Origin of the sequence: Pseudorhodobacter wandonensis, assembly GCF_001202035.1 — a bacterium.
GTDB classification, from domain to species: domain Bacteria; phylum Pseudomonadota; class Alphaproteobacteria; order Rhodobacterales; family Rhodobacteraceae; genus Pseudorhodobacter; species Pseudorhodobacter wandonensis.
In genome coordinates, this window is sequence record NZ_LGHT01000026.1 from 218,955 (window position 1) to 243,884 (window position 24,930).

The following is a 24,930-nucleotide window of genomic DNA, read 5'->3' on the forward strand; positions in this document are numbered from 1 at the left end:
GGCGGCGTAAACAGCCCTATTACCCCGCAGGCGCCTATGGTCGCGCTTCTTGCAAACGTCCGCCGATGCGGATCATTGCTGCGCGTGTCGCCTTGCCTGTTTTATCATCGGTTTCCACATAAATACCCGACAAAGTGGCATCGCCGCTTGCCGGTTCAAACCGCGCCTTGGGCATACCGGTGATAAACCGGCGCATTGGCTCCAGCTTTTCCATGCCGATCACGCTGTCATAATCGCCGCACATGCCGGCGTCGGTCAGATAGGCGCAGCCTTGCTGCAAGATTTGCGCGTCACCGGTTGGCACATGGGTATGGGTACCGACACAAAGGCTGGCGCGGCCGTCGCACCAATGGCCCATCGCCATTTTTTCGGACGTGGCCTCGCAATGCATATCGACAATAGCCGCACTGACCATGCCGCCCAAAGGATGTGCCTTTAGCACCGCCTCCACCGCCGAGAACGGGTCATCAAAGGGGCGTTTCATAAACACTTGGCCCAGTGCCTGCACAACCAAAACCTTACGACCGCCCCGCGCCTCAAACACCCGTGCGCCCTTGCCCGGCGCGCCTTTGGCATAGTTCAAGGGGCGGATAATCCGCGGCTCGGATTCAATATATTGCAGCATGTCTTTTTGATCGAACGCATGGTCGCCCAGCGTCACACAATCGGCGCCAGCATCCAGAATGCCCTTGGCATGGGCTCCGGTCAGCCCCATACCGCCACTGGCGTTTTCGCCGTTTACCACGACGAAATCGAGCTTCCATTCGTCACGCAGCTTCGGCAACCGCTCGGTAATCGCGGCCCGGCCTGAACGCCCCATAACATCGCCAAGAAAAAGTATTTTCATAGGGTTTTGCATAGGCGGCGCTGCTGCCAAGAGCAAGCAAAATCACCAGCGCACGCGCGGCTCAATATGCAAAAAGCCCCGCAATCGCGGGGCTTTTGACAGAGTGAAATCAGATCAGAACGGTTTTTTCAGCAAATCGACCAGATCGGTCTTTTCCCAGCTAAAGCCGCCATCGCTTTCGGGCGCGCGGCCAAAGTGGCCGTAGGCCGAGGTGCGCGCATAGATCGGTTTGTTCAGATCCAGATGCGTGCGAATACCGCGCGGTGTCAGATCCATGGCGGACCAGATCACCTTTTCCAACTCGGCATCCGGAACATTGCCTGTGCCATGGGTATCAACATAGATCGACATCGGCTTGGCCACGCCAATCGCATAAGACACCTGAATGGTGCAGCGATCAGCCAAACCAGCTGCGACCACGTTTTTCGCCAGATACCGCGCGGCATAGGCGGCCGAACGGTCAACCTTGGTCGGATCTTTGCCCGAAAACGCGCCGCCACCATGCGGGGCCGCACCACCATAGGTATCCACGATAATCTTGCGACCTGTCAGGCCCGCGTCACCATCCGGCCCGCCAATCACAAAGGTTCCCGTCGGGTTCACCCACCATTCGGTGTTCGGGGTAATCCAGGACTCGGGCAGAACCTCGCGGATATAGGGCTCGACAATCGCGCGGATGTCTTGGCTGGTCTGCTTTTTATGCTCATGCTGCGTCGACAAAACGATCGAGGTTACCTCAACCGGCTTGCCATTTTCATAACGCAGGGAAATCTGGCTTTTGGCGTCAGGGCGCAGGGTGCTTTCCTGCCCCGATTTACGTACCTCGGCCAAGCGGCGCAAAATCGCGTGGCTGTACTGAATCGGCGCGGGCATCAAGGCGTCGGTTTCATTGCAGGCATAGCCGAACATGATCCCCTGATCGCCGGCACCGTCCTTATCAACGCCTTGCGCGATATGGGCCGATTGCTCGTGCAAATAGTTGTGAATCTTGACGTTTTCCCAGTGGAATTTCTTTTGCTCATAGCCGATGTCACGAATGCAATCGCGCACGATGCTTTCGACATTGCCCATCATTTCTTTCAACTTCTTGGGGTCAGACAGCCCTACCTCGCCCCCGACGACAACGCGCTTGGTCGTGGCAAATGTTTCACAGGCGACGCGGGCATTTGGCTCAACCGCAATAAACGCATCAAGGATCGCATCGGAAATCCGGTCGCAAACTTTATCGGGGTGCCCCTCTGACACAGACTCAGAGGTAAAAACATAGTTATTTCTTGACATGGGGAAGTGCTCCGTTTGGTTTTACCAGTCACGCCAGGAAGCCGTTGTGACGGTTTATGCCATGCGCCTATGCCCGCGCGAAACCCAAGTCAAGCCTTTCTCGGCCCCGCCCCGACCAACAAACCCGCAGCTAGCACCAGCAGCAACACCAGCAGCGGCAAATCGCCAAGCCGTGCATAAACCGTCGGCGGCAAGGGCGGCGGCAAGGCGGCATCGATATAATCGGCAACGCCCAAAGGCAGCGCCGCCACCACGTGACCGCGCGCGTCGATCACCGCTGAAACGCCGGTATTGGCTGCCCGCAACAGCGGCAGCCCTTGCTCGATCGCCCGCAGGCGCGCTTGGGCAAGGTGTTGCCACGGGCCAGTCAGCTTGCCAAACCATGCATCATTGGTGATTTGCACAATCCAATCCGCCCGCATCGGTGCCGCCCGCAAATCTTGCGGAAACACCGCCTCATAGCAGATCAGCGGCAAGACATGGCCAAGTTTTGGCCCCAGATCCAGCACCGCTGCCCCCACGCCTGCCGAATATCCCGCCCCTTGCTGCGATGCGAAAGCCGCAAGGCCAAACAGCCGATAAGCCAAATCGCCAAAGGGAATATACTCGCCAAACGGCACCAAATGATGCTTGTCATAGGTCTGCGCTATCCGCCCCGGCGGCGCGATCACCGCAAGCGTGTTATAGCCGCGAACAGCACCGGTGGCTGGATCATCCTCGACCCGCTGAATGCCCACAGCGACCTGCGCACCTTGGCCTTTCGCAGAAATCGCTTTCAGCAAAGCATCACTATCATTCAGCAAATACGGCACCGAGGTTTCGGGCCACACAATCAAATCCGGCCGGTCTTGGCCCTGTGCCGCAGACAGTGCCAGCAAACGGTCAAAATACCCCCTCGCGCGCGTGGGGTCCCATTTCAAATGCTGCTCGGCATTGGGTTGGACCAGCCGCACGATCGCCGGCTTGTCGGCGTAAGTCGGGCTGGGCAAACCATGGCCGTAAACACCAAGCGCGGCCAGAACCGCCACCGATACACCCGCCCAACGCCAGCCAAACGCGGCGGGCACAGCAACCACAGCCAGCGTCAGCGCCGTCAACCCGTCGGCCCCCACAAAGGCCGCCGCCTGCGCGATGGGCGTATCGATCCAGATATGGCCAATCAACGCCCAAGGAAATCCGGTGAAAACATACCCCCGCGCCATTTCTGCCAAAGCAAGCACCAGAGCGAACCACAGCACGCGCAAGGCAAATCCGCGGCCAAAACGATGGCTGGCCCAGGCTGCCAACGCCCAAAACAGCCCCAAACCAAAAGGCAGCAACACCAGGACGAAAGGTATCATCCAGGCATAGATTTCGGGCTCAATCAAGAACGGCTCGACGATCCAGGACAAGGACAGCATGAAATAGCCGCCGCCCAAAAACAGGCCAAGCCACCCCGCCGCCCCCGCAGACTGCGCACGCGCAACCAGAACCATTGCCACAAACAGCCCCGGCAACGTCAGAAACCACAACCCCAAAGGCGCCTGCCCCGAGGCCATAACCGCCCCCAGCCCAAAGGCCGCGCCAGCCTGCGCCCAACCCGGCCAACTGCCGGACATCCGCGCCAGTTGCCTGCGGATCATGCTTTTGCGGCTTTGGCGTCCGCACTGACGGCTGCGGCGGCGGCGCGCCGCGCTACAGCTGCAGGCAACCGCACGCGCAACCGTTTGATACGGCGCGGATCGGCATCGACCACTTCAAACTCGGCCCCGCTTTCATGTGGAATAATTTCGCCGCGGGCAGGAATCCGGCCCAAACGCAGAAACACCAAGCCGCCAAGCGTATCGACATCATCGTCTTCTTCGCCGTTGCGCAGGCTTAGGCCAAGCGCTTGCTCGAATTCATCCATCGGCGCGTTGGCTTGGGCCAGAAACACACCTTGCGGGTCTTCTTTCCACAGCAGGCCTTCGACCTCGTCATGCTCGTCCTCAATCTCACCGATAACCGTTTCAATCAGGTCTTCGATGGTCACAAGCCCGTCAACACCGCCGTATTCATCAATCACCAAGGCCATATGAACCCGCTCTTTCTGCATCTTTTGCAGCAAGACACCGACCGGCATCGAAGGCGGCGCATAAAGGATGGGTCGCAACAGCTTGCGCAGTGAAAACCTGCCCGACGCGCCGGCAAACCCGTATTGCAGCGCCAGATCTTTCAACAGAACAAGGCCCAAGGGGTGATCTAGCGTGCCTTTATAAACCGGCACACGGCTTAGCCCATTCTCGCGAAACACCTCGACCAGCTCTTCTTTGCCAATCGTGATCGGAACGGCGGTTATCTCAACCTTGGGAACAGCAACATCATCAACCCGCAATTTGCGCAAATTGGCAATGCCATGCCGGACCGTGCCCGAGACAAAACGCTGCGGGCCTTGAACCGGCTTGTCTTCACTTTCCGCGCTGGAATCTGACGGGCTAAGAGCGTCCAAAATGCGGCCAAAGAACCCGCGTTGCAAAGGTTCATCACTGCCTTGTTCCGAAGAGCCTTGTGCCTCAAGCGTGGCAACTGACTCGCTGTTCGTACTACCCATCTGTCCTTTTCCAAAAAATAATACCCCGAAACGGGGCAATCATTAGCTATATGGGTCCGAAACCCCCATAGTTTCAAGTATGCGCGCCTCGGTCGTTTCCATCAATGTGGCATCCATGTCGTCAATATGGTCATAGCCCAAAAGATGTAACAGACCGTGAACGACCAAATGCGTCACATGCGCATCCATTTTCTTGCCCGCCGCTTCGGCCTCGGCCGCACATGTTTCCCAGGCAATCGCAATATCACCAAGATGCTCCGGGTCATCCGCCGGGCCCGCTTCGGGCAAGTCTGGCACCTCGCCCGCAAATTCCGCCGCGCGTTCCTCGGAAGGCCAGGACAGCACATTGGTCGGCACAGGCTTGCCCCTGAAATCGGCGTTCAGCTGGGCGATATGCGCATCATCACAGCCCATCAGGCACAGCGTAAACCCTTGCGCCGGCAGCCCCAATTCCACCAAGGCCGCCGTGCAGGCGCGCGTGGCCACATCGGGCAGGCCAAAGCCTTCCCAGCGCGGGTCTTCGATTACTGTGTCAACCAATGGCTCCATCATGCGCTTCATACGCCTCGATGATGCGGGCGACAAGCGGGTGGCGCACAACATCTTTGGCCGTAAAGTAATTAAAGCTGACGCCTTTGACACCTTTCAAGATCCGCTCGGCATCGGCCAAGCCGCTGGCAGTGCCGCGCGGCAGGTCAACTTGTGTGCGGTCGCCGGTAATCACCATGCGCGACCCTTCGCCCAAACGGGTCAGAAACATTTTCATCTGCATGGTCGTGGCATTCTGCGCCTCGTCCAATACAACAAACGCATTCGACAATGTGCGGCCGCGCATAAAGGCCAATGGCGCAATTTCGATCCGCTTATCCTCGACCAGTTTAGCCAACTGTTTCTGTGGCAGAAAATCGTTCAACGCGTCATAGAGCGGCTGCATGTAGGGATCAATTTTATCCTTCATGTCACCGGGCAGAAAGCCAAGCCGCTCACCCGCCTCAACTGCCGGACGCGACAGGATAATCTTGTCCACTGCCCCTGCCAGCAGCATTGTCACACCGACGGCCACAGCCAGATAGGTTTTGCCCGTCCCCGCAGGCCCAATGCCAAAGCCAAGATCATTGTCAAACAAATTGCCGACATAGGCTTTTTGCGCTTCGGTCCGTGGCTCTACCGGCTTTTTGCGGGTGCGCAGTTCATACCGTTCGCCGGAAAACATCTCGATCTGCTCCACCGCTGGCAGCGCGCGGTCCGGCATAGGGCGGCCCATACGGATAGCACCGTCAATATCACCCGCCTCAATCCCCTTGCCAGCCTCTAGCCGGGCATAAAGCGCCGATACAACCGCCGAGGCCGCGTCACGTGCACCCTTTTCCCCGAGAATGGCCAAACGGTTGCCCCGTCGCAGAATATTCACACCCGCCTGCTTTTCAATCTGTGCAAGGTTACGATCAAATTGCCCACAAAGATCAATCAACAGACGGTTGTCGGGAAATTCCAACAGGGTTTCATGGTCTTGTTGTGCAGTGGCGGGGGGCAATGCGCTGGTGGCCAAGGAGATCTCCTTTTTGCAACGGTTATACCTAAAGAGTGGGGCGTAACCGGCTTTCTGACAAGTGACTTTTTTATAACAGATGGAAAACATGCAGCTTTATGTGACTGCGCAGAAACAATAAAGGCCGCAGCTTGCGCTGCGGCCTTTATTTTAGGCAATTCCGGCATTAGCGGCGAATAACCACTGTTCTGCGGCCATGGCCGGAAACGCGGTCTTGAATACCTTCGGTGCTGGATTGGTAATCACGGATCACCGTGCCCGGCGGGTAATCATCGTTACAGATCGGCAAACCCGAAACCGGGTCATAGCGCGGCGAGGAATAGCCTTCCAAACCATCATCGATGATCCAATTCTGGCACCCGTCAGGGTCATAGGCAATCGCGGCACGGCCATTGTTCAACACGCCCGTGTCATGTCCTTGGTCTTGGCCCGTTGCGATAACAGAGCCGGCACCACGATAGGCTTCGGTACCTTCAAAGCTTTCACCGCCGACACAGCCGGACAGCACCAAAGCAGCAACCAGACCTGCGCCGATTTTCATTGCATTGATCATATCTGTTACCACCTGTAGCAAACAACTTCGACACGGCGGTTCTGCTGCATACCAGATGCAGAAGAATTCGACGCGACGGGACGGGTTTCACCAAAGCCGATCTGACGTTCGACCACGGCGCCTACCGAACGGGCAACCGCGCCAACCGAGGCGGCACGACGTTCGGACAAGCGCTGGTTATAGGATTGCGACGCGCGGCTATCGGTATGGCCGTAAATGGCATAGCCGAAGGCATCGGTGCTTTGAAAGAACTGCCGCAACCGGTCACGGCCGCTGGCGGTTAAATTCGCACTGTCGGTCTGGAACAAGGTGTCGGTATTCTCGACCAGACAGGTGTTCTTTTTCAGGCAAACCGGCTTGCCGGTTTGCGGGTTGCGGCGCGGCACCATATAGCCTTCAAGGCCGCCATCGGCCCACCAGTGCATACAGCCGTCATCATCGACCCATAGGCCCCATTCAATCTGGCCCGTCACCTTTGGCTGCGCCAAAACGGCGGCAGGCCCGGTCAGGCCCAGCGCAAGCGCGGCCCCGCCAATCATCATCTTCATTGCTAAACTGATTTGTCGCTTCACAGTGGTAACCCCCCCGGGCATTACGCAAACTTTACCATATTCACAAAGATTTGCAGTCAAGGCACCCGATTGTAAAGCTAAAACTGGCCCCAAGCCGCCATCACCACACGAATAGTTTTGGGTTTACCGCCCGTTACCGGCGCATCCTGGCCCGATGACTGGCCCGACAGCTGCCCCCGCAAACGGCACTAGCGCAGCGGCACACCGGCAAGCGAATTGGATTTCGACTCTGTCACCCGCACCCGCACCAATTCGCCAACCCGCCCCGTAGGGTCATCGACATGCACTGCATGCAAATGCTGCGACTTGCCGACCATCTGGCCTGCTTGCCTGCCCGCTTTTTCATACAGAACATCGACTTCGCGGCCAACCATCGCATCTTGCGCCGCGCGCTGCTGACTGCCGAGCAGCGCCTGCAACGCCTGCAAGCGCGCATCTGCCACCGCCGAGTCCACATCAGGCTTTTCCGCCGCTGGCGTGCCCGGCCGGGCCGAGTATTTGAACGAATAGGCCATGCCATAGCCAACCTTGCGTACAAGGTTCATCGTGCCTTCAAAATCCTCATCCGTCTCACCGGGAAAGCCGACGATAAAATCCGAGGTCAGCAGAATATCGGGCCGCGCCGCGCGCACGCGGTCCAGCACGCGCAAATAGTCCTCAACCGTATGCTTGCGGTTCATCGCCTTCAAAATCCGGTCCGATCCGGATTGTACCGGCAAATGCAAATAGGGCATCAATTCGGGGCAATCGCCATGCGCCGCGATCAGATCATCTTCCATGTCATTCGGGTGGCTGGTCATATAGCGCAACCGGTCAATCCCCTCGACCCCCGCCAATTCGCGGATCAGCCGCGCAAGGCCGTACCCCCCCGCTTTATAGGCATTCACATTCTGCCCCAGCAGCGTCAGCTCGCGCACGCCACGGCTGGCCAGATTGCGCGCCTCGGCCAACAGGCGTTCCGGCGGGCGGCTTACCTCGGCGCCGCGCGTATAGGGCACCACGCAAAAGGCGCAGAACTTGTCGCAACCTTCCTGCACGGTCAAAAACGCAGCAGGCCCGCGCATCGCCTTGCGCTCGGGCAAATGGTCAAACTTATCCTCAATCGGAAAATCGGTATCGATCGCCCGCTCGCCCTTTTGGATTTTCGCCTCCATCTCGGGCAGGCGGTGATAGCTTTGCGGGCCAACGACCAAATCGACCAAGGGCATCCGCCGCATGATCTCGGCCCCTTCGGCCTGCGCGACACAGCCTGCAACAGCAACCTTCAGATCAGGGTTGGCCTCTTTGGCGGGGCGCAGTCGTCCCAAATCCGAAAACAGCTTTTCCGATGCCTTTTCGCGAATATGGCAGGTGTTTATCATCACCATATCGGCACCCTCGGCCGTGTCGGTTTGCACATAGCCCGCCGCCCCAAGGCTTTCCGCCATCCGTTCACTATCGTAAACGTTCATCTGGCAACCGTAGGTCTTGATAAACAGTTTCTTTGGCTCGGTCATGGCAGCACCCTTTGCAGATCGCCCGCCTCTCTACACCCTGCGGCCCAAACCCGCAACGCCCCGCAAAACCTGCGGCCTTGCCTTTCGCCCTCGCAGTTTTGTAGGCTAGCGCATAACCATTGGCGGCGCGTATTGGCCCGTATGGCAGGCCAATCACCTAGGGGCGGTATGCAGTATACAAGTTTATCCGGTTTTCTGGACAAAGGGCGCGACAGCCTAACCCATGGCCCCGTGGCGATCATCCTTGCCGAAGATAAGGTGGAACTGGAAAGCACGCTGCGCCACCACCTTGAACTCGGCTTTCGCACGGTTTTGCTGCTGACCAACCCCGAAATCGCCCTTGAACAGGCACTTGCCGCCAAGGTTACGCGCATTGATTTTGATATCTACCAACCCAATGCCCTACAAACCGCCGTGAACCAATTGATCGAGGCCGCCCCCGGCACATGGTTCTACTATGGCTATAACAGCGAATATCTGTTCTTTCCATTTTGCGAAACGCGCAACGTGCGGGAAATGCTGGCCTTTCACACCGAAGAGCGTGGCGCGGCGCTGCTGTCCTATGTCATCGACCTGTATGCCGATGATCTGAACGCTTACCCCAACGCTGTATCGCTTGAAAACGCGATGCTGGATAAATCTGGCTATTACGCCTTGGCCCGCCCCGACCCTGCAAACCACAACCACCCGCGCGAACGCCAGCTTGATTTCTTTGGCGGCCTGCGCTGGCGGTTTGAAGAGCATATCCCCGAGGCCCGCCGCAAGATTGACCGCATTGCGCTGTTTCGCGCCAAACCCGGCCTGCAACTGCGCCCCAATTTCACCTTCTCGGACGAGGAATATAACACCTACGCCTGCCCGTGGCACCACAACATCACCACGGCAGTGGTGTCATTTCGCACGGCCAAGGCCCTGAAAACCAACCCCGGTTCGCGCTATGACATCCATGAATTCAAATGGCACAACTCCACCAGATTTCAGTGGAGCAGCCAACAGCTTATGGATATGGGCCTGATGGAACCCGGCCAATGGTTCTAACCACTGGCCGCAGATATTAGGCCGTCAAACCTTCCGGCTCGGCCAAACCATTGGCGCGGCAGCAGGCGGTCAGGGTATTGGCCAGCAAACAGGCAATCGTCATCGGCCCCACACCCCCCGGTACAGGCGTAATCGCACCCGCCACGGCCGCGCAGCTGGCAAATTCGGCATCGCCGACCAGCTTGGTTTTCCCGTCGCGCTCAATCCGGTTGATACCCACGTCAATTACAGTCGCACCCGACTTTACATAGTCGCCCGTAATCATTTCGGGCCGCCCGACTGCCGCCACCAGAATATCGGCACCACGGCACACGGCGGCCAAATCCTTGGTCCGGCTGTGCGCTATTGTCACCGTGCAGCTATCACCCAGCAACAACTGCGCCATCGGCTTGCCAACGATATTGCTACGGCCAACCACAACCGCGTTCAGCCCCGACAGACTGCCGTGATGGTCGCGCAGCATCATCAAACAGCCCAGCGGCGTGCATGGCACCATGCTTTTCTGCCCCGTCCCCAATAGACCGACGTTAGAGATATGAAACCCGTCTACATCCTTGGCCGGATCAATGCTGTTGATCACCAGCTCGGAATTCAAATGCCCCGGCAACGGCAGTTGCACCAGAATGCCGTGAATTTTCGGGTCGGCGTTCAACTTGGCAATCAGCGCCAGCAAATCGGCCTCGGCGGTATCGACTGGCAGCTTATGCTCGACCGACAGCATGCCAACCTCGACCGTCATCTTGCCCTTGGATTTCACATAAACCTCGGACGCGGGGTCGCTGCCAACCAGCACCACAGCCAGACCCGGCGTGATACCGTGGTCACGCACCAGCTGCGCCACATGCCCGGCCACTTGGCCCCGCACCTTGGCCGCAAAGGCCTTGCCGTCAATCACCACTGCGCTCATTTCGTCTCCTTCGGGCCAGCAGCCCCCAACACTGTTTCTTCCCGTGCGATCGACCAGTCTATCAACTGCCGCCACAGCCCTTCTGCCAAATCCGGCGCAAGCCCCTGCGCCGCCGCCTGCGCCCGCACATTGGCCACCACCTGCTCGACCCGCGCCTCAATCCGCGCGGGCCAGCCGATGCCCGTTTTTACAGCCGCCGCGCGGTCAATATAGGCAGACCGCTCAACCAAAAGTCCAACCAATGCCGCATCCAGCCGGTCAATCTCGGCCCGGACATCTTGCATCGTTTCACACTCTTCAGGGCGTTTCATCGCGTCCTCACATTGGTTTTCTACCCGATGTGAACCGATGCGCTTACGCGGTCAAGCCCATGCCTGCAAAAGACAATTGCGTACGGGAAGGGGCTTAGAACAAACCTTCCACATTCCCATCCGCGTTCAAACGGATCACCTCGGCGCTTGGAATCCGTGGCAGGCCCGGCATCGTCATGATCTCACCGCAAATCGCCACGATAAACCCTGCCCCCGCGCTCAGGCGCACCTCGCGCACAGGAACCGAATGGCCCGTAGGCGCGCCGCGCAGGTTGGGGTCGGTGCTGAACGAATACTGCGTTTTCGCCATGCATACCGGCAAATTGCCATAGCCAGCCTCTTCCCAGGCCTTCAACTGCGCACGCACCGATTTGTCGGCCAGCACGGCATCGGCATGGTAAATCCGCTTGGCAATGGTTTCGATCTTTTGCATCAACGGCATCTCGTCCGGGTACAACGGTGCGAAATTGGCGGCACCGCTTTCGGCCAGCTGCACAACCTTATGCGCCAAGTCCTCAATTCCGGCCGAGCCTTGCGCCCAATGCTTGCACAAAATCGCCTCGGATCCCTGCGATTTCACATAATCCTTAACCGCCTGCACCTCGGCATCGGTATCCGAAACGAAATGGTTGATCGCCACAACCACCGGCACGCCAAAGCTTTTCAGGTTGCCAATATGGCGCCCAAGGTTCGGGCAGCCCTTTTTCACGGCCTCCACATTTTCCGCGCCCAAATCAGCCTTGGCCACACCGCCGTTCATCTTCATCGCGCGCACAGTGGCCACCAGCACCACCGCGTCAGGCGCAAGCCCTGCTTTGCGGCACTTGATGTTCATAAACTTTTCCGCGCCAAGATCGGCACCAAAGCCTGCCTCGGTCACCACATAGTCACCCAGCTTTAGCGCGGTCTTCGTCGCGATAACCGAGTTGCAGCCATGCGCGATATTGGCAAACGGGCCCCCATGCACAAAGGCCGGGTTGTTTTCCAGCGTCTGCACCAGGTTCGGCTGCATCGCATCCTTCAGCAACACGGTCATCGCGCCATCGGCCTTGATATCGCGGCAATACACTGGCGTTTTGTCACGACGATACGCCACAACAATATCACCCAAACGCTTTTCCAAATCGGCCAAGTCATTGGCAAGGCACAAAATCGCCATCACTTCAGAGGCAACAGTGATGTCAAAACCCGTCTGGCGCGGGAACCCGTTTGCCACGCCGCCCAGGTTGACCACCACATCGCGCAGCGCCCGGTCGTTCATATCCATCACACGCCGCCACACCACGCGCCGCGCGTCGATATCCAGTTCATTGCCCCAATAAACATGGTTATCGATCATCGCCGCCAACAGGTTATGCGCCGAGGTAATCGCATGAAAGTCGCCGGTGAAATGCAGGTTCATTTCTTCCATCGGCACGACTTGGGCAAAACCACCACCAGCGGCCCCGCCTTTCATGCCAAAGTTCGGGCCAAGGCTGGCCTCACGAATACAGATCACTGCTTTTTTGCCGATCCGGTTCAGACCATCGCCCAAGCCGACCGTTGTCGTCGTCTTACCCTCACCGGCTGGTGTCGGGTTGATCGCCGTCACCAGCACAAGCTTGCCGTTCTTGCGATTGCTCAGGGATGCGATGAAATCCTGGCTTACCTTCGCCTTGTCATGGCCATAGGGCAGCAGATGCTCCGACGGGATGCCCAGCTTGTCGCCAATCTCCATGATCGGCCGCTTTTTCGCTTCGCGTGCAATCTCAATATCGGTCTTAAATGCCATGACATCCCTCTCCCTGGGTAAATCGCCCCTTTCGGGCTTAGGGAATGGTTTAGCCAGTCGCCCAGCACCAAGAACAGGCATTTCCGACGTATCCCACACCAAATTCGCCAGTCCTTGCCTTCTGGCGCAAAAATTTTCGCATCCTTCAAGGTTTACGCGTTTTAGCGCCATACGCGGGCCTGAAAATTGCCACGTTAGTGAAACCATAAGTGTTTCTGGACGTTACTACACTGTCTATAGCCAAGGAGACCGCTATGCGAACGTCAAATGTCGCCATTCTCTTCAATGCCTCGCTCGGCATCGGAATGCTGCTCTCGGCAGGCGTGCTTGCGCTTTTGTAACATAACCACGCCTGTTGCGGATTAGGGCTGGTCAAAGTGGTTGAATCGCGCCGGCGCCCACCTTGCCATTCCCCGCAACCGTCACACTGTCAGGGTAAAAAACACCCGCCGGAACGGCAGCAATGCGGCCCCTTCGGGCAAAATCGGATAGGCCGAGCCCAAGGCCGTATCATACGCATTCAGAAACGCGCGGGTCTCTGCGCCATCCAGCTTGGCCAAAACTGGCCGCAACGCTGTGCTTTGCGTGAACAAGCGCACCGGATGCCCTTCGCCCTTTGGCTCCAACCGCTGCACATATTCGCTTTCCCATGCGCTTACCCTGCCAAGCGGCGCCAGCATTTCCCAATATTTCACCGCGCTTAATACCGGTGTTTCCGGCAAATCCGCAAAACGGTCGGCAAATAAGGACGCCGCAATATCACGGATAAACCGATGTGAGGCAGCCCCCCATTGCCGGGGCATCTGCACCGCCAAAACCCCGCCGGGCGCCAGCATCGCCGCAAGGCGTGGCATCAACTGCGCATGATCACCCAGCCAATGCAGCGCCGCATTGGAAAAAATCAGCGCGGGCTTCCCCTCGGGTTGCCAATCATTGATATCCGCCTCGACCAGCCCGCTATAGGCCCCGGTTTTGCGCGCCTCATCCAGCATGGCGGGCGAATTATCCACCCCGATCACGTCCCGCCCTTTGAACCGCTGGGCAAGCGCCGCCCCGACAGCGCCATTGCCGCAGCACAGATCGATCACCGCGCCATCGGGCAATTCGGGCACTTGCGCCAGCAAGTCCATCGCCGGGCGCAGCCGCAAACCCCTGAAACGAGAGTAGTGTTCCGGGTTCCAATCGTTTCCACTCATCCAAGGCGCTCCACTGCAAACTGCTTTCACGTTATCCCGCGCCCCTGCGGCCAAAGCAAATGCTTTCCCTCAAACACCAGCCGAATGCGCGGGCTTTATCCTACCCCAATGCCGAATAGCAAAATGCCGCAGGCTTCCCCGCGGCATTTCAAATTCTTGCATCAGCGCTTAGGCCGAAGGCTCTGGCTCCAATCCGCCCTTGGGCGTCTTTGGCTTGGTCTTGGGAATAGCCACAACCGAGGCCGTTTCCCCGCCCGAGGGCTTGTCCTGATCATCATCGCCGCCCAGCTTTTCACCGGCCACGACTTTCTTGATCTCATCTCCGGTCAGCGTTTCATATTCCAACAGACCTTGGGCCAAGCGCTCAAATTCCTCGGATTTTTCGGTCAGAATTTTATACGCAAGATCATAGCCTTGATCGATAAGCGCCTTCACCTCTTCCTCGATCAGGTTTTTGGTTTCGGCCGAAACCGAGAATCCACCGGTTTGCCCCTGATAGCCCTGATGCGCCTCGGCGTAATCGATATTCCCGATTTTATCCGACATGCCCCAGCGCATAACCATCGCGCGGGCAAGGCTGCTGGCCTGCATGATGTCACCCGACGGGCCATTCGACACGCCTTCTTCACCCCATTTGATGATTTCGGCGGCTTTGCCGGCCATGGTCATGGCGATCCGCTGCTTGCACTGGTCCTTGTGCATGCTCAGCTGGTCCATTTCGGGCAAGCTCATCACCATACCCAAGGCAGCGCCGCGCGGGATGATCGTGGCCTTGTACACCGGGTCGCATTTCGGCAGCGCCATGCCCACAATCGCGTGGCCAGCCTCATGATAGGCGGTATGCTCTTTTTGCTCGGCGGTCAGCACCATGCTCCGGCGCTCGGCCCCCATCATCACCTTGTCTTTGGCTTGCTCAAAATCCACCATCGTCACAAAGCGGCGGCCCACGCGGGCAGCCATCAACGCGGCTTCATTCACAAGGTTTGCCAAATCGGCACCCGAGAAACCGGGTGTGCCGCGGGCAATAATCCGCAAATCGACATCCGGACCAACAGGCACCTTGCGCGCATGCACGGTCAAGATTTTCTCACGGCCCTTGATATCGGGGTTTGGAACATGGATCTGGCGGTCAAAACGGCCGGGGCGCAGCAGCGCTGGGTCCAGCACGTCTTTGCGGTTGGTCGCGGCGACGATAATAACGCCTTCATTCGCCTCAAACCCGTCCATTTCCACCAGCAACTGGTTCAACGTCTGCTCGCGCTCGTCATTGCCACCGCCCATGCCAACGCCACGCGCGCGGCCTACAGCGTCAATTTCGTCGATGAACACGATGCAAGGCGCATTCTTTTTCGCTTGTTCAAACATGTCGCGCACACGGCTTGCGCCGACGCCCACGAACATTTCCACGAAATCCGACCCCGAGATGGTAAAGAACGGCACGCCCGCCTCGCCCGCAATCGCGCGGGCCAGCAGGGTTTTACCGGTACCGGGCGGGCCAACCAGCAGCGCGCCTTTCGGAATTTTACCACCCAAACGGCTGTATTTCTGCGGATTGCGCAGGAATTCAACGATTTCTTCCAGCTCTTCCTTGGCCTCATCAATGCCCGCCACGTCATCAAACGTTACGCGACCATTCTTTTCGGTCAACAGCTTGGCCTTGGATTTGCCAAAGCCCATCGCCCCGCCTTTGCCGCCGCCTTGCATGCGGTTCATAAAGAAAATCCAGATCCCGATCAGTACCAGGAACGGCAGCCAGAGCGACAGCAGGCTGAAAAAGCCCGATTGCTCTTGCGGCTTGGCCACAACCTCGACCTCGGCCGCCATCAACTTGTCGGTCACATTCTCGCCTTGCGGCTTGATAACCGAGAAATCCTTGCCGTCTTTGCCACGTGCGGTAATCGTCTCACCGTCAAGCGTCACGCTGGCCACATCGCCGGCATTCACCCGCTCAATAAAATCGGAATACGACACCGCGCGCGATGTCATCGACGTTTGCCCACCGCTGAACAGGTTGAACAAGGCCAGGATCAAGACCAGCAGGACGACCCAGAATGCGATATTTCGTGCATTTCCCACGAAGCTTCTCCTTCACACGCCGGGCCGGAACGGGCCACAGCTTTGCGCTTAAAATAGACATAAGTTTCAACTGTTCAATGCGATAGTACAAATTGATTGAAAGGCGCGACAATGCGCGCGCTAAATTCCGTACCAAATCCCGCCATTGGGGCCGCAATCAACACCTCATTATACCACACCGCCGGCGACACGAGTAGTGAGTCGCGGCTAAAACCTGTGCTTTTCCAGCCTTTGCACTGGCGCAGCCCATCCGCGCCCAAGGCCCGCACCTCTTGCCCCGCCGCAAACGGCCCCGAAACCTGCCATCGGCCATCCCAAAGATGACCCGCCATACAAGGCCCGCCAACTGCGTGCGGTTCGCGCACCACACGAAACACCGCATCCGAAACACGAATGCGACAGCCCGCCAAGGTCGCATCCTGCCCCGCGTCAATCGCGGCCATAACCCGCGCCACACCCGACCCGCGCGGCGCATAGCCCGCACCGGAAATCCAGCGCAAAGCCGCAATCAGCAACCGGCGCTGCACCTCGCGCCCTTCCCCGCGCCACAGCGTGCCGTCAAACACCACTTCTCCTGCTTGCGTTCGGCATACCCGCTGCGCCGCCTCTGCCGTTCCCGCCAAAACCGCAGTTTGCGCCTGCCTAAGGTTATCCATAACCGCCGCCAAGGTTTCGATAGTAATCCCCAAAGGTTTCAAAGCTGCTAACGCCTGCCGTGCCTTCACACGGGTAAATCGCGCATTGTCATTGCTCGGATCGTCAATCCAGCCCAGCCCGTGGCGCTGCAAATAGCCGCGCAATTGCGCCCGCGCGACGGCTAAAAACGGTCGCACAAACCGCACCTGCCCGTGATCGAACCCTGCGTTCATCCCGATCAACCCGTCGAGTCCGGCACTCCGCCCCAGCCCCATCAAAAAGGTCTCGGCCTGATCGTCGGCTGTATGCCCCAGAATAATATGGGAAATTCCCTCACGCCCCGCCCATTCGGCCATCAGCCCATAGCGGGCCTGCCGCGCGGCATCCATCAAATTGCCCGCCACCGCGCCATGCGCCCATGTCAGGGTGGTATGCGGCACCGCCAAGCCAGCGCAAACCTTTGCGACCTGCGCCGCCTCATCCGCGGATTCGGGGCGCAAAGCATGGTCAACCGTGACCGCCTGCACCGACCAGCCCGCTTGCGCCGCAGCCCGCACCATCAAGTGCAGGCTGGCAATGGAATCGCTGCCGCCCGATACGGCGACAGCGATCCCTGTAATTTTTTCTGTAAGAAACGCCGCTTGGGCCGTGCGCAGCAGATCCGCATCCCCGCCAAAGCCCGGCGCCAAATCGCTGCCTACTGGCACCCCAGCCCCGACGCGGCAAGCGTTGCCTCGGCGGCCGCAGGATCGGCCGGAAAGCGCACACCGACCTCTTGCAAGGTCACGCAAGCCTCGGGTCCCTGCCCCAAAGTCGCCAGCGCCTGCCCCACTTTCAGCAAAGCACTTGGCGCAAGCGGCCCGGTCATATCGCCCGAAAACGCCTCAAGCCAGGCACGCGCGGCATCGGATGTCTCGCCAAGGTTTGACAGTGCCTCGCCCCGATAATAATGCGCCTGCGCAGTTAGTGGACCACCCGTGTAGGTCTGGGCAAAGGTCGCAAAGAGGTCCGCGGCGGCGCGAAAGTCACCTTGACCGAGCACCTCCTTGGCCCGGTCAAAATCTGTCTGCTCATTGGTTGCAAGCGATGCCCCGCCCGTAGGGGCTGTTGGCGCCAAGGTCGGCACAGCTGCCGCCCCCGTAGAGCCACCACCCAAAGGCGGAGTTGTGCCAACCGCGCCCAAATCGCCGCCCTCCAGCTCGGTCAGACGAAATTCCAGATCGCCAATCCGGTTGGTGCCGTCGGAAACCACCTGATTGATGCGAAAATCAAGGTTTTCGGTTTTGGCCGTCAACTGCGCCAAGGCCGCCTCGATCGCGTCCACCCGGTCCAGCAGCGACCCGCCAAGGCCCGCAGTACCCGCCGCCCCCGTCGTCGCCAGCTCTGCGCGCAAACCCTGCACCGACTGGTTCAAAACCGTCAATTCCTGCCGAATATCGGCCAAAGATTGCGCGCGGTCTTGCGCAAACCCTGCCAGCGGTACCACCGCCAGAATGATCGCCATAAAGCCCGCGCGCATCATGGATCAGCTACCTGCGCCCAGCGACAATACAGTCACGGCACGGCGGTTGCGGCTATAACAATCCTCGGTCGAGCACACCTCTACCGGACGCTCTTTGCCGTATGAAACGGTGCGAATGCGGCTTGCTGCAACCCCTTGCGATACAAGGAAGTTCTGCGCAGCCGAGGCGCGACGCGCACCCAGTGCAAGGTTGTACTGGCGTGTGCCCTGCTCATCGGCGTGGCCTTCAACAATCACCGCATAGTCGGTGTTGGTGTTCAACCACTGCGCCTGACCGGTCAGTGTCGCGCGGGCTTCGTCCGAAAGCGTGTTCTGGTCCACGGCAAAGAAAACGCGGTCGCCCAGCGTTTGCTGGAAATAAGCGACCGAACGCGGATCGCTTGCATCACCAAGGCCCGAACTATCAATGCCGCCAGCACCGGCACCATTCATGCCATCACCGCCTGCGCCACCCGCGCCAAAGCGGTCAGGGTTGTTACAGGCCGCAAGGCCCAGCACAGCGATCAGCAATATCGCCTTTGGTAAATATGACATCCGTTCGTCCTTTGGTTAATAGCTTTGGCTTACAGCAGGTTCAGGCCAGCCTAGCAGGTTTTCTCTGCCCTGTGAATCGGGCATTTATCACATTTTTTTATGGCAGCAAGGGTGACCATGACGGGTCAGACGCACCGCCATTGGCCCCGACAGCCCGCAGGTTCCGCCCCGAGATATCGACCGAATACAGCGACGATTGCCCCGCAGCCCCGGCCGTTTCACGCGCGAACATGATGACACGGCCATTCGGCGACCAGGTCGGACCTTCGTCAAGGAAAGATGCGGTCAGCAAACGCTCTTCCGACCCATCCGTGCGCATCACGCCAATATGGAACCGGCCCTGATTTTGCTTGGTAAAGGCAATGTAATCGCCGCGCGGGCTCCACACAGGGGTCGAATAGCGGCCTGCCCCGTTCGAAATCCGCCGTGGCTCGCCGCCACCTGCCGACATCACATAAATCTGCTGCGTACCCGATCGGTCAGACTCGAACACGATCTGGCTGCCATCGGGGCTGAAATCGGGCGCGGTTTCAATCGACGGCGCGTTGGTCAGGCGCGAAGATGCCCCACTTGCCACGTCAACACGGTACAGATCACTGTTGCCGCCCTGCTCAAGGCTGAACACCACCGTCCGCCCGTCAGGCGCAAAGCGCGGCGCAAAGGTCATCGTGCCGGGCTGGTCGGCCAGCGCACGCGCCTGCACGCTTGCCACGTCCATCAAATAGATTTTGGGAAAGCCCGAAATATACGATGTATACAAAATCCGGTCGCCCGAAGGGCTGAACCGTGGCGCAATCACGATTGACCGGCTGTCGGTCAGATATTGCACATTCGCACCATCATAATCCATCACCGCCAAGCGCTTGGCACGGTCATTCTTTGGCCCGGATTCCGAAACATAAACGACGCGGCTGTCAAAATACCCGCCCTCGCCGGTAATCCGGCTGTAAACAGCATCAGCCACTTTATGCGCCATGCGGCGCCAGCTTTGCGCGGTGCCTGCAAACTGCAGGCCTTCGCCCATCTGCTGACCCGAGAAAATATCGAACAGCCGGAACTTGACCACAATGCGGTCGCCCGAGGCGCTTACCGCACCCGTCACCAGCGCTTGTGCGTTGATCGCTTTCCAATCGGCATAGGCAATCGGTGCGTCAAAACTATCGACCCGGCCAACAAAGGCACTGGACGGAATTTCGCGGAACAGGCCTGTGCCCGCCAAATCAGCCGCAATCACCCGCGACAGGTTTTGCGCATATTCGCCCGCCGCACCGTTTTCCGCGACGAAATTCGGCACCGCAATGGGCAGCGGCTCAATCACGCCCTCGGTAATTTCAATGCGCAGCGGGCCGTTTTGCGCCACTGCAGGGGCCGCATTCAGGCCGCCAAACATCAATCCAATAGCAAGTAATAGGCCGAAGGGGCTCTGATAGGTCATTTGATCCTCATTCTCTCCGGGTTGAATACCAATTCCAAACTCCGCCACTGGTCATATTTCTCAGCAGGAAGTTTGAAACCATTTGCACCGCAACGGATAATCGCACGCCGCGCAGCCTCATAGGCTTGCCGCGCAGCACCTTCAGATCCGCCTTCAAAGCTTAGCATTTTTATCGATGTCGCGTCCGGTTTGCCATCCTGGCCCAGCTCGGCCCCGACAGTCACCGTTACCAACAAGGCCTCGGACGACAGCGAGCCGACGTTCCAGCACGCCTGCACGGCCACACGCAAACCATCCTTTTCGCCCGCAGTCATCGGCGGGCCACTTGGCGCCGTCGCAGGGGCCGGCGTTGCCTCGGCACCCGATGCGGCACCGGCAGCGGCAGCAATCGCCGCATCAATCGCGGCCTGCGTGGCATCGGTCGTCTCGGGCGGCGCCGGGTTGTCACTTACAGGGGCCTCGGTCCGGCGCGCCGGTTTGGGCTTGGGGCGCGACGAGGCCGATGGCGCCAAAGGCTCGGCCTTATTCGCCTCGGTTGCAAGCTCGGTTCCCGCCTCTTGCGGCGCAGCTTCGGGCTTGGCCTCTTCCACCACAACGGCTTCGGGCGCGGCTTCGGGCGTCACGGCAGGCGTGGGGGCGGCATCGGTCACGGCATCCGGGGCCGGTGCCTCGGTCGGCACGGGGGCCACACGCTGCGCAGGCTTGGGCCGGGGCCGCTCGCTGACATTGGGCGCCAAAACCGGCGGCTCTTCAATTGCGACAGGCGCAGGCGGCGCAGGCTCATCGGGCGCTTGCGGCACAGGCGTTGGCCCAACATCGGTTACATCGGGCGACGCTGCCGGCTCGGGCGCCTTGGCGGGCACAGGGTCGGGCTGGGGCGGCACCACTTCTTCGACAGGCGCCGGCGGCTCTTCAATCGGTGTTGGCGGGGTTGGCGTCGCAATATCGGTTTGCGCGGCCTCGGGTGCGGGCGCAGTCGGCGCAGCCGCCAGCATCGCCTCAAATTCGGCGCTGGTCATCATAGACACTTCGGTCACTGCAATCTCGGGGGCATCATCATGGCGGATAAAAAACCCGCCAATAAACACCCACAAGATCAGGCCGATATGTCCGATACCTGAATAAAGAACGCCCTTGTCCATCCCGTCAGCCTAGCCGCCGCTCGCGCCAAAAGAAGGCCCGTCCGTGTCGGTCACAAGTCCGATATTGCGAAACCCGCCGGCATTCAGCGCGCCCATCACCTGCGCCACACGGCCATAGGAAATCGCACCATCGGCGCGCAGGAAAATCTTGTCGCTGGTCCGCTCGGCTGCAACTGCCTGCAATTTCGGGATCAAATCCCCTTCGGCCACTTCTTGCGTCTGAATCATCAACTGGCCATCGGCCGTCATCGTAATCGTCAGCGGCTCTTCCTGCTCGGTCGGCAAGGCGGTCGCAGCGGTTTTCGGCAACTCGATCGGCACGCCCACGGTCAGCATAGGCGCGGCCACCATAAAGATAATCATCAGCACCAACATAACGTCGACAAACGGCGTGACGTTGATCTCTGACATCGCAGCCGATTTGCCGCGCCGCCGTCCGCGCCGCCCGCCTCCGCCCGATTTTTGCATGACACCTGCGCCCATGGCCTAGGCGTCCAACTGGCGCGACAGAATCGTCGAAAACTCATCCGCAAAGGCTTCATAGCCGCCGATGATATGCTCGCTATCGGCATTCAGCTTGTTGTAAAAAACCACCGCCGGAATAGCGGCCATCAGGCCAATCCCTGTGGCCAACAGCGCCTCGGCAATACCGGGGGCCACAACTGCAAGGTTGGTGTTCTGGCTGATCGCAATTTGTTCAAACGCGTGTTTGATACCCCAAACCGTACCGAACAGCCCGATAAACGGCGCCGTAGACCCCGTGGTCGCCAAAAACGACAACCCGGCATTCAGCCGCTCGCTCTGCTTGGCAATCGCCACATCCATGCTGCGATCAATCCGCGCCTGCGCACCGGCAATCAGCCGACCATCATCGCGGTGGCTGCGCCGCCACTCCAGCATACCGCTGGCAAAAATCTTTTCCGACGCACCGACAGGTTCAGACCCGATGCGCTCAAACAACTCATCCAGCGGCTCGCCCGACCAAAAGGCCTGATCAAAAATCGCAGCCTCGCGCCGCGCCAACCGAAAGGCGATATGTTTCTTGATTGTGATTGCCCAAGACCAGAAAGACATGGCCAAAAGCATCAACATGACCATCTTAACAGTCAGAGTCGCACGCGCAAAAAGCGCCAAAAGCGAGAAGTCAATCTCCTGCGCCGCCGCAAGGGTTTCAGTATTCATATCGCCTGCTCTTTATTATGCGGGCCGTTTGCCGACCCTTGTATTTGCTGATTCTACCCGTTTTTTAAGGGGATTGCCAATAGATCATCGCAAGGGCGGGCAAAAACCCGCCAAAATAGCGATCACGACTCGTTCAGCCTCTCCCGCAAATCGCGCGGCAACCGCACAGGCCGCCCCGTCGCCGCCAGACACACCAGCACAACCTTGGCCGCAAACAGGCACAGCGCGCCCCGATAAACGCTTTGTTCCAGCACCAGCCGCGCAGCAGTCACCTCAATCAAACGGGTTTTCACCTGCAAAATATCATCAAAAACAGCTGGTTGCAGATAATCCGCCTCAACCCGTCGCACCGCAAACACCACGCCCTCCCGCGCCTTCAGCGCCGCTTGGTCCACGCCAAGGCCGCGCACCCACTCGCTGCGCGCCCGTTCAATAAACTTCAGGTAATTCGCGTAATAGACGATGCCCGCAAGGTCGGTATCCTCATAGTAAACACGCAGATCAAAACAATGCACCTCAGCCCGCATTCGCGCCCCCCATTCGCGCCCATAAACGCAAAGCATGGCTGGCATCATGCGCCACCACAGGCATCGTCTTGTCATAGCCCGCACAAATCACCGCACTGATTTCGGGCCGCAAAATCACCTTCTCACCGGCTTTGGCCAGCGGTGATTGCGCCTGAAACGCAACATCCGACCACAGCAAAATCACTTGCGCGGCCAGATTCAGCGCCAAAACCTCGGCAGGCACCTCGGCCAGTTCGGCATCCATCCGCACAAACACAAACGCCGCCTTTATCGCGCCCTCCGCATCAAACCGGAAACTGCGGTACTGGTTCGCGCCGGCATCCTCCAACCGATGCGTCAGCGCATCCAGATCAGGGATCATCTCGCCCAGGCGCGGCACAGCCCGCAACTCGGCCCAATCGGTAAAAAAGAACAGCATCAGATTCGCGCCCAACTCGGGGTCGGTCTCGGCCATCTTATGCCCCGCCAAGGCCACAACCGCCTCGACAGCCCCTTTCACCACCGAAAGCGTTTCATCCGTAACGCCAAAGACCACCGGCACAATCGGCCGCCCCCAACGGGCAAACAAATAGGCCCCGTCGCCGCGCGTAAACAGCGCCTCAATCTTGCTCACATCCATCCGGGCCTCCTATCGCTTTGCGCCCGTCCTAGCGCAAAGCACCCTTTGAAAACAAGCAGCGCCCTCGGCTTTCATCTTGGCACAAATACCTAATTCCGCCCTATCCCACCAAAACGGCAGGTGGCTGCCACGGCACCTCACTTCGCCTCGAACAAATCCGATTGCCCCGGCGGCCTCGGCGCATCCAAGCCCAGATGCCGCCACGCCCGCGCCGCCAACATCCGCCCACGCGGCGTGCGCTGAATAAGCCCTTGTTGCAGCAAATAAGGCTCGATCACCTCTTCCAGCGCATCCCGCGCCTCCGACAGCGCGGCCGAAATCGTCTCAACCCCCACCGGCCCGCCGCCGTAATGCTCGGCCAACAACAACATATAGCGGCGGTCGGCACCGTCCAGCCCCAGATGATCCACCCCCAAACGCGTCAGCGCGCGGTCGGCAATCTCGCGCGTCAGGCGGCCGTCGCCTTCGACCAGCACAAAATCCACCACGCGCCGCAGCAACCGCCCCGCAATCCGCGGCGTGCCGCGTGCGCGCTTGGCAATCTCGCGCGTGCCGTCGGGGTCGGACGGAATGCCCAACAGCCGCGCACCACGGGTCACAATCAGGTCCAGCTCATCCTCGGTGTAAAACACCAAACGCGTCGGAATGCCGAACCGGTCGCGCAAAGGCGTCGTCAGCAGCCCCAGCCGCGTCGTCGCCCCGACCAGCGTAAACGGCTGCAAATCAATCCGCACCGTGCGCGCCGCAGGCCCCTCGCCAATCACCAGATCCAGCGCGAAATCCTCCATCGCGGGGTACAGCACTTCCTCGACCACAGGCGAAAGCCGGTGAATCTCGTCAATGAACAGCACGTCATTGGGTTCCAGATTGGTCAAAATCGCCGCCAAATCGCCCGCCTTGGCCAGAACCGGCCCCGAGGTTATGCGAAACCCCACCCCCAATTCCCGCGCCATAATCTGCGCCAGCGTGGTCTTCCCCAAACCGGGCGGGCCATGAAACAGCGTGTGGTCCATCGCCTCGCCACGGATTTTCGCGCTTTCAATAAACACCCGCAAATTGGCCCGCGCCTCGGCTTGGCCAACAAATTCCTCTAAAACCTGCGGGCGCAGCGCGCGGTCGGCATCTTCGGGCAGCCCTTCAGGGCGCAACGTGGGATCAGGTTCCATC

General features: G+C 59.2%; 25 protein-coding genes and 1 riboswitch. Of the genes, 1 reads left to right on the plus strand and 24 read right to left on the minus strand.

Annotated elements, in window-relative coordinates; translation table 11 throughout:
- Positions 1 to 34: 34 nt before the first annotated feature.
- The 9 genes from AKU79_RS07600 to miaB all read right to left on the minus strand — a co-directional run bounded on the left by AKU79_RS07600 (position 35) and on the right by miaB (position 8,867).
- Positions 35 to 847 (minus strand): TIGR00282 family metallophosphoesterase, encoded by an 813-nt coding sequence (locus AKU79_RS07600; protein ID WP_050522977.1) that lies wholly within the window; start codon positions 845 to 847, stop codon positions 35 to 37.
- A gap of 114 nt (positions 848 to 961) precedes the next feature.
- Positions 962 to 2,128, minus strand: coding sequence for a methionine adenosyltransferase (gene metK / locus AKU79_RS07605; protein ID WP_050522978.1), 1,167 nt, complete (start codon positions 2,126 to 2,128; stop codon positions 962 to 964).
- A 7-nt stretch (positions 2,129 to 2,135) separates the two neighbouring features.
- Positions 2,136 to 2,184: riboswitch (SAM-SAH riboswitch) on the minus strand.
- Between the two features lie 33 nt (positions 2,185 to 2,217).
- Positions 2,218 to 3,750, minus strand: coding sequence for an apolipoprotein N-acyltransferase (gene lnt, locus AKU79_RS07610; protein ID WP_408002836.1), 1,533 nt, complete (start codon positions 3,748 to 3,750; stop codon positions 2,218 to 2,220).
- Positions 3,747 to 4,697, minus strand: a complete 951-nt coding sequence (locus AKU79_RS07615; protein WP_050522979.1) for a hemolysin family protein — start codon at positions 4,695 to 4,697, stop codon at positions 3,747 to 3,749. The genes lnt and AKU79_RS07615 overlap by 4 nt, the downstream gene beginning before the upstream one ends.
- Before the next feature lie 42 nt (positions 4,698 to 4,739).
- On the minus strand, positions 4,740 to 5,246 hold the full coding sequence (ybeY, locus tag AKU79_RS07620) for an rRNA maturation RNase YbeY (protein WP_050522980.1): 507 nt from the start codon (positions 5,244 to 5,246) through the stop codon (positions 4,740 to 4,742).
- Positions 5,230 to 6,246 (minus strand): PhoH family protein, encoded by a 1,017-nt coding sequence (locus tag AKU79_RS07625; RefSeq protein ID WP_050522981.1) that lies wholly within the window; start codon positions 6,244 to 6,246, stop codon positions 5,230 to 5,232. The genes ybeY and AKU79_RS07625 overlap by 17 nt, the downstream gene beginning before the upstream one ends.
- Positions 6,247 to 6,412: 166 nt before the next feature.
- Positions 6,413 to 6,799 carry a hypothetical protein gene (locus tag AKU79_RS07630; RefSeq protein WP_050522982.1) on the minus strand — a complete coding sequence of 129 codons (387 nt, stop codon included), beginning with the start codon at positions 6,797 to 6,799 and terminating at the stop codon, positions 6,413 to 6,415.
- Positions 6,800 to 6,804: 5 nt separating this feature from the next.
- Entirely contained in the window at positions 6,805 to 7,347 is a 543-nt protein-coding gene (locus AKU79_RS07635; RefSeq protein ID WP_331458376.1) for an OmpA family protein, read from the minus strand.
- Between the two features lie 212 nt (positions 7,348 to 7,559).
- Positions 7,560 to 8,867 carry a tRNA (N6-isopentenyl adenosine(37)-C2)-methylthiotransferase MiaB gene (gene miaB, locus AKU79_RS07640; RefSeq protein WP_050522983.1) on the minus strand — a complete coding sequence of 436 codons (1,308 nt, stop codon included), beginning with the start codon at positions 8,865 to 8,867 and terminating at the stop codon, positions 7,560 to 7,562.
- A 168-nt stretch (positions 8,868 to 9,035) separates the two neighbouring features.
- Between miaB and AKU79_RS07645 the strand changes: the two genes are divergently transcribed.
- The gene (locus AKU79_RS07645; protein ID WP_050522984.1) at positions 9,036 to 9,905 is read left to right on the plus strand and encodes a glycosyltransferase family 2 protein; all 870 of its coding nucleotides are present in this window, start codon (positions 9,036 to 9,038) and stop codon (positions 9,903 to 9,905) included.
- A gap of 16 nt (positions 9,906 to 9,921) precedes the next feature.
- Here AKU79_RS07645 and AKU79_RS07650 read toward each other — a convergent pair whose 3' ends face one another.
- The 15 genes from AKU79_RS07650 to ruvB form a co-directional block, all read right to left on the minus strand.
- Positions 9,922 to 10,812, minus strand: a complete 891-nt coding sequence (locus tag AKU79_RS07650; protein ID WP_050522985.1) for a bifunctional methylenetetrahydrofolate dehydrogenase/methenyltetrahydrofolate cyclohydrolase — start codon at positions 10,810 to 10,812, stop codon at positions 9,922 to 9,924.
- Positions 10,809 to 11,123, minus strand: a complete 315-nt coding sequence (locus tag AKU79_RS07655) for a chorismate mutase (protein ID WP_050522986.1) — start codon at positions 11,121 to 11,123, stop codon at positions 10,809 to 10,811. Before AKU79_RS07655 ends, AKU79_RS07650 begins: the two co-directional genes overlap by 4 nt.
- A 94-nt stretch (positions 11,124 to 11,217) precedes the next feature.
- A complete protein-coding gene (locus AKU79_RS07660; RefSeq protein WP_050522987.1) occupies positions 11,218 to 12,894 on the minus strand; it encodes a formate--tetrahydrofolate ligase in 1,677 nt (558 codons plus the stop codon).
- 422 nt (positions 12,895 to 13,316) lie between these two features.
- Positions 13,317 to 14,090, minus strand: coding sequence for a methyltransferase domain-containing protein (locus AKU79_RS07665; RefSeq protein WP_050522988.1), 774 nt, complete (start codon positions 14,088 to 14,090; stop codon positions 13,317 to 13,319).
- Between the two features lie 168 nt (positions 14,091 to 14,258).
- Entirely contained in the window at positions 14,259 to 16,166 is a 1,908-nt protein-coding gene (gene ftsH, locus AKU79_RS07670; protein WP_050522989.1) for an ATP-dependent zinc metalloprotease FtsH, read from the minus strand.
- Between the two features lie 74 nt (positions 16,167 to 16,240).
- Complete coding sequence (gene tilS / locus AKU79_RS07675; RefSeq protein ID WP_050522990.1) at positions 16,241 to 17,509, minus strand: tRNA lysidine(34) synthetase TilS; 1,269 nt, start codon at positions 17,507 to 17,509, stop codon at positions 16,241 to 16,243.
- Positions 17,500 to 18,321: a tol-pal system protein YbgF gene (ybgF, locus tag AKU79_RS07680; protein ID WP_156209581.1), complete on the minus strand. Its 822-nt coding sequence runs from the start codon at positions 18,319 to 18,321 to the stop codon at positions 17,500 to 17,502. The genes tilS and ybgF overlap by 10 nt, the downstream gene beginning before the upstream one ends.
- Before the next feature lie 6 nt (positions 18,322 to 18,327).
- Entirely contained in the window at positions 18,328 to 18,858 is a 531-nt protein-coding gene (gene pal / locus AKU79_RS07685; RefSeq protein ID WP_050522992.1) for a peptidoglycan-associated lipoprotein Pal, read from the minus strand.
- Positions 18,859 to 18,955: 97 nt separating this feature from the next.
- On the minus strand, positions 18,956 to 20,293 hold the full coding sequence (tolB, locus tag AKU79_RS07690) for a Tol-Pal system beta propeller repeat protein TolB (protein ID WP_050522993.1): 1,338 nt from the start codon (positions 20,291 to 20,293) through the stop codon (positions 18,956 to 18,958).
- Positions 20,290 to 21,435, minus strand: coding sequence for a hypothetical protein (locus AKU79_RS07695; RefSeq protein WP_050522994.1), 1,146 nt, complete (start codon positions 21,433 to 21,435; stop codon positions 20,290 to 20,292). Before AKU79_RS07695 ends, tolB begins: the two co-directional genes overlap by 4 nt.
- Before the next feature lie 9 nt (positions 21,436 to 21,444).
- A complete protein-coding gene (tolR, locus tag AKU79_RS07700) occupies positions 21,445 to 21,918 on the minus strand; it encodes a protein TolR (protein WP_050522995.1) in 474 nt (157 codons plus the stop codon).
- Positions 21,919 to 21,921: 3 nt separating this feature from the next.
- Positions 21,922 to 22,617: a protein TolQ gene (tolQ, locus tag AKU79_RS07705; protein WP_050522996.1), complete on the minus strand. Its 696-nt coding sequence runs from the start codon at positions 22,615 to 22,617 to the stop codon at positions 21,922 to 21,924.
- A gap of 122 nt (positions 22,618 to 22,739) precedes the next feature.
- The gene (ybgC, locus tag AKU79_RS07710; RefSeq protein WP_050522997.1) at positions 22,740 to 23,144 is read right to left on the minus strand and encodes a tol-pal system-associated acyl-CoA thioesterase; all 405 of its coding nucleotides are present in this window, start codon (positions 23,142 to 23,144) and stop codon (positions 22,740 to 22,742) included.
- Positions 23,134 to 23,763, minus strand: a complete 630-nt coding sequence (locus AKU79_RS07715; RefSeq protein ID WP_050522998.1) for a hypothetical protein — start codon at positions 23,761 to 23,763, stop codon at positions 23,134 to 23,136. Before AKU79_RS07715 ends, ybgC begins: the two co-directional genes overlap by 11 nt.
- A gap of 137 nt (positions 23,764 to 23,900) precedes the next feature.
- Positions 23,901 to 24,929: a Holliday junction branch migration DNA helicase RuvB gene (gene ruvB, locus AKU79_RS07720; RefSeq protein WP_050522999.1), complete on the minus strand. Its 1,029-nt coding sequence runs from the start codon at positions 24,927 to 24,929 to the stop codon at positions 23,901 to 23,903.
- Between the last annotated feature and the right edge of the window lies 1 nt (position 24,930).

What these genes read in the sequence shown, in the direction of transcription:
- AKU79_RS07600 (WP_050522977.1), bottom strand. Translation starts at nt 847, where the DNA reads ATGAAAATACTTTTTCTTGGCGATGTTATGGGGCGTTCAGGCCGGGCC.
- metK (WP_050522978.1), bottom strand. Translation starts at nt 2,128, where the DNA reads ATGTCAAGAAATAACTATGTTTTTACCTCTGAGTCTGTGTCAGAGGGG.
- lnt (WP_408002836.1), bottom strand. Translation starts at nt 3,750, where the DNA reads ATGATCCGCAGGCAACTGGCGCGGATGTCCGGCAGTTGGCCGGGTTGG.
- AKU79_RS07615 (WP_050522979.1), bottom strand. Translation starts at nt 4,697, where the DNA reads ATGGGTAGTACGAACAGCGAGTCAGTTGCCACGCTTGAGGCACAAGGC.
- ybeY (WP_050522980.1), bottom strand. Translation starts at nt 5,246, where the DNA reads ATGGAGCCATTGGTTGACACAGTAATCGAAGACCCGCGCTGGGAAGGC.
- AKU79_RS07630 (WP_050522982.1), bottom strand. Translation starts at nt 6,799, where the DNA reads ATGATCAATGCAATGAAAATCGGCGCAGGTCTGGTTGCTGCTTTGGTG.
- AKU79_RS07635 (WP_331458376.1), bottom strand. Translation starts at nt 7,347, where the DNA reads ATGAAGATGATGATTGGCGGGGCCGCGCTTGCGCTGGGCCTGACCGGG.
- miaB (WP_050522983.1), bottom strand. Translation starts at nt 8,867, where the DNA reads ATGACCGAGCCAAAGAAACTGTTTATCAAGACCTACGGTTGCCAGATG.
- AKU79_RS07645 (WP_050522984.1), top strand. Translation starts at nt 9,036, where the DNA reads ATGCAGTATACAAGTTTATCCGGTTTTCTGGACAAAGGGCGCGACAGC.
- AKU79_RS07650 (WP_050522985.1), bottom strand. Translation starts at nt 10,812, where the DNA reads ATGAGCGCAGTGGTGATTGACGGCAAGGCCTTTGCGGCCAAGGTGCGG.
- AKU79_RS07655 (WP_050522986.1), bottom strand. Translation starts at nt 11,123, where the DNA reads ATGAAACGCCCTGAAGAGTGTGAAACGATGCAAGATGTCCGGGCCGAG.
- AKU79_RS07660 (WP_050522987.1), bottom strand. Translation starts at nt 12,894, where the DNA reads ATGGCATTTAAGACCGATATTGAGATTGCACGCGAAGCGAAAAAGCGG.
- AKU79_RS07665 (WP_050522988.1), bottom strand. Translation starts at nt 14,090, where the DNA reads ATGAGTGGAAACGATTGGAACCCGGAACACTACTCTCGTTTCAGGGGT.
- ybgF (WP_156209581.1), bottom strand. Translation starts at nt 18,321, where the DNA reads ATGCGCGCGGGCTTTATGGCGATCATTCTGGCGGTGGTACCGCTGGCA.
- pal (WP_050522992.1), bottom strand. Translation starts at nt 18,858, where the DNA reads ATGTCATATTTACCAAAGGCGATATTGCTGATCGCTGTGCTGGGCCTT.
- tolB (WP_050522993.1), bottom strand. Translation starts at nt 20,293, where the DNA reads ATGACCTATCAGAGCCCCTTCGGCCTATTACTTGCTATTGGATTGATG.
- AKU79_RS07695 (WP_050522994.1), bottom strand. Translation starts at nt 21,435, where the DNA reads ATGGACAAGGGCGTTCTTTATTCAGGTATCGGACATATCGGCCTGATC.
- tolR (WP_050522995.1), bottom strand. Translation starts at nt 21,918, where the DNA reads ATGGGCGCAGGTGTCATGCAAAAATCGGGCGGAGGCGGGCGGCGCGGA.
- tolQ (WP_050522996.1), bottom strand. Translation starts at nt 22,617, where the DNA reads ATGAATACTGAAACCCTTGCGGCGGCGCAGGAGATTGACTTCTCGCTT.
- ybgC (WP_050522997.1), bottom strand. Translation starts at nt 23,144, where the DNA reads ATGCGGGCTGAGGTGCATTGTTTTGATCTGCGTGTTTACTATGAGGAT.
- AKU79_RS07715 (WP_050522998.1), bottom strand. Translation starts at nt 23,763, where the DNA reads ATGGATGTGAGCAAGATTGAGGCGCTGTTTACGCGCGGCGACGGGGCC.
- ruvB (WP_050522999.1), bottom strand. Translation starts at nt 24,929, where the DNA reads ATGGAACCTGATCCCACGTTGCGCCCTGAAGGGCTGCCCGAAGATGCC.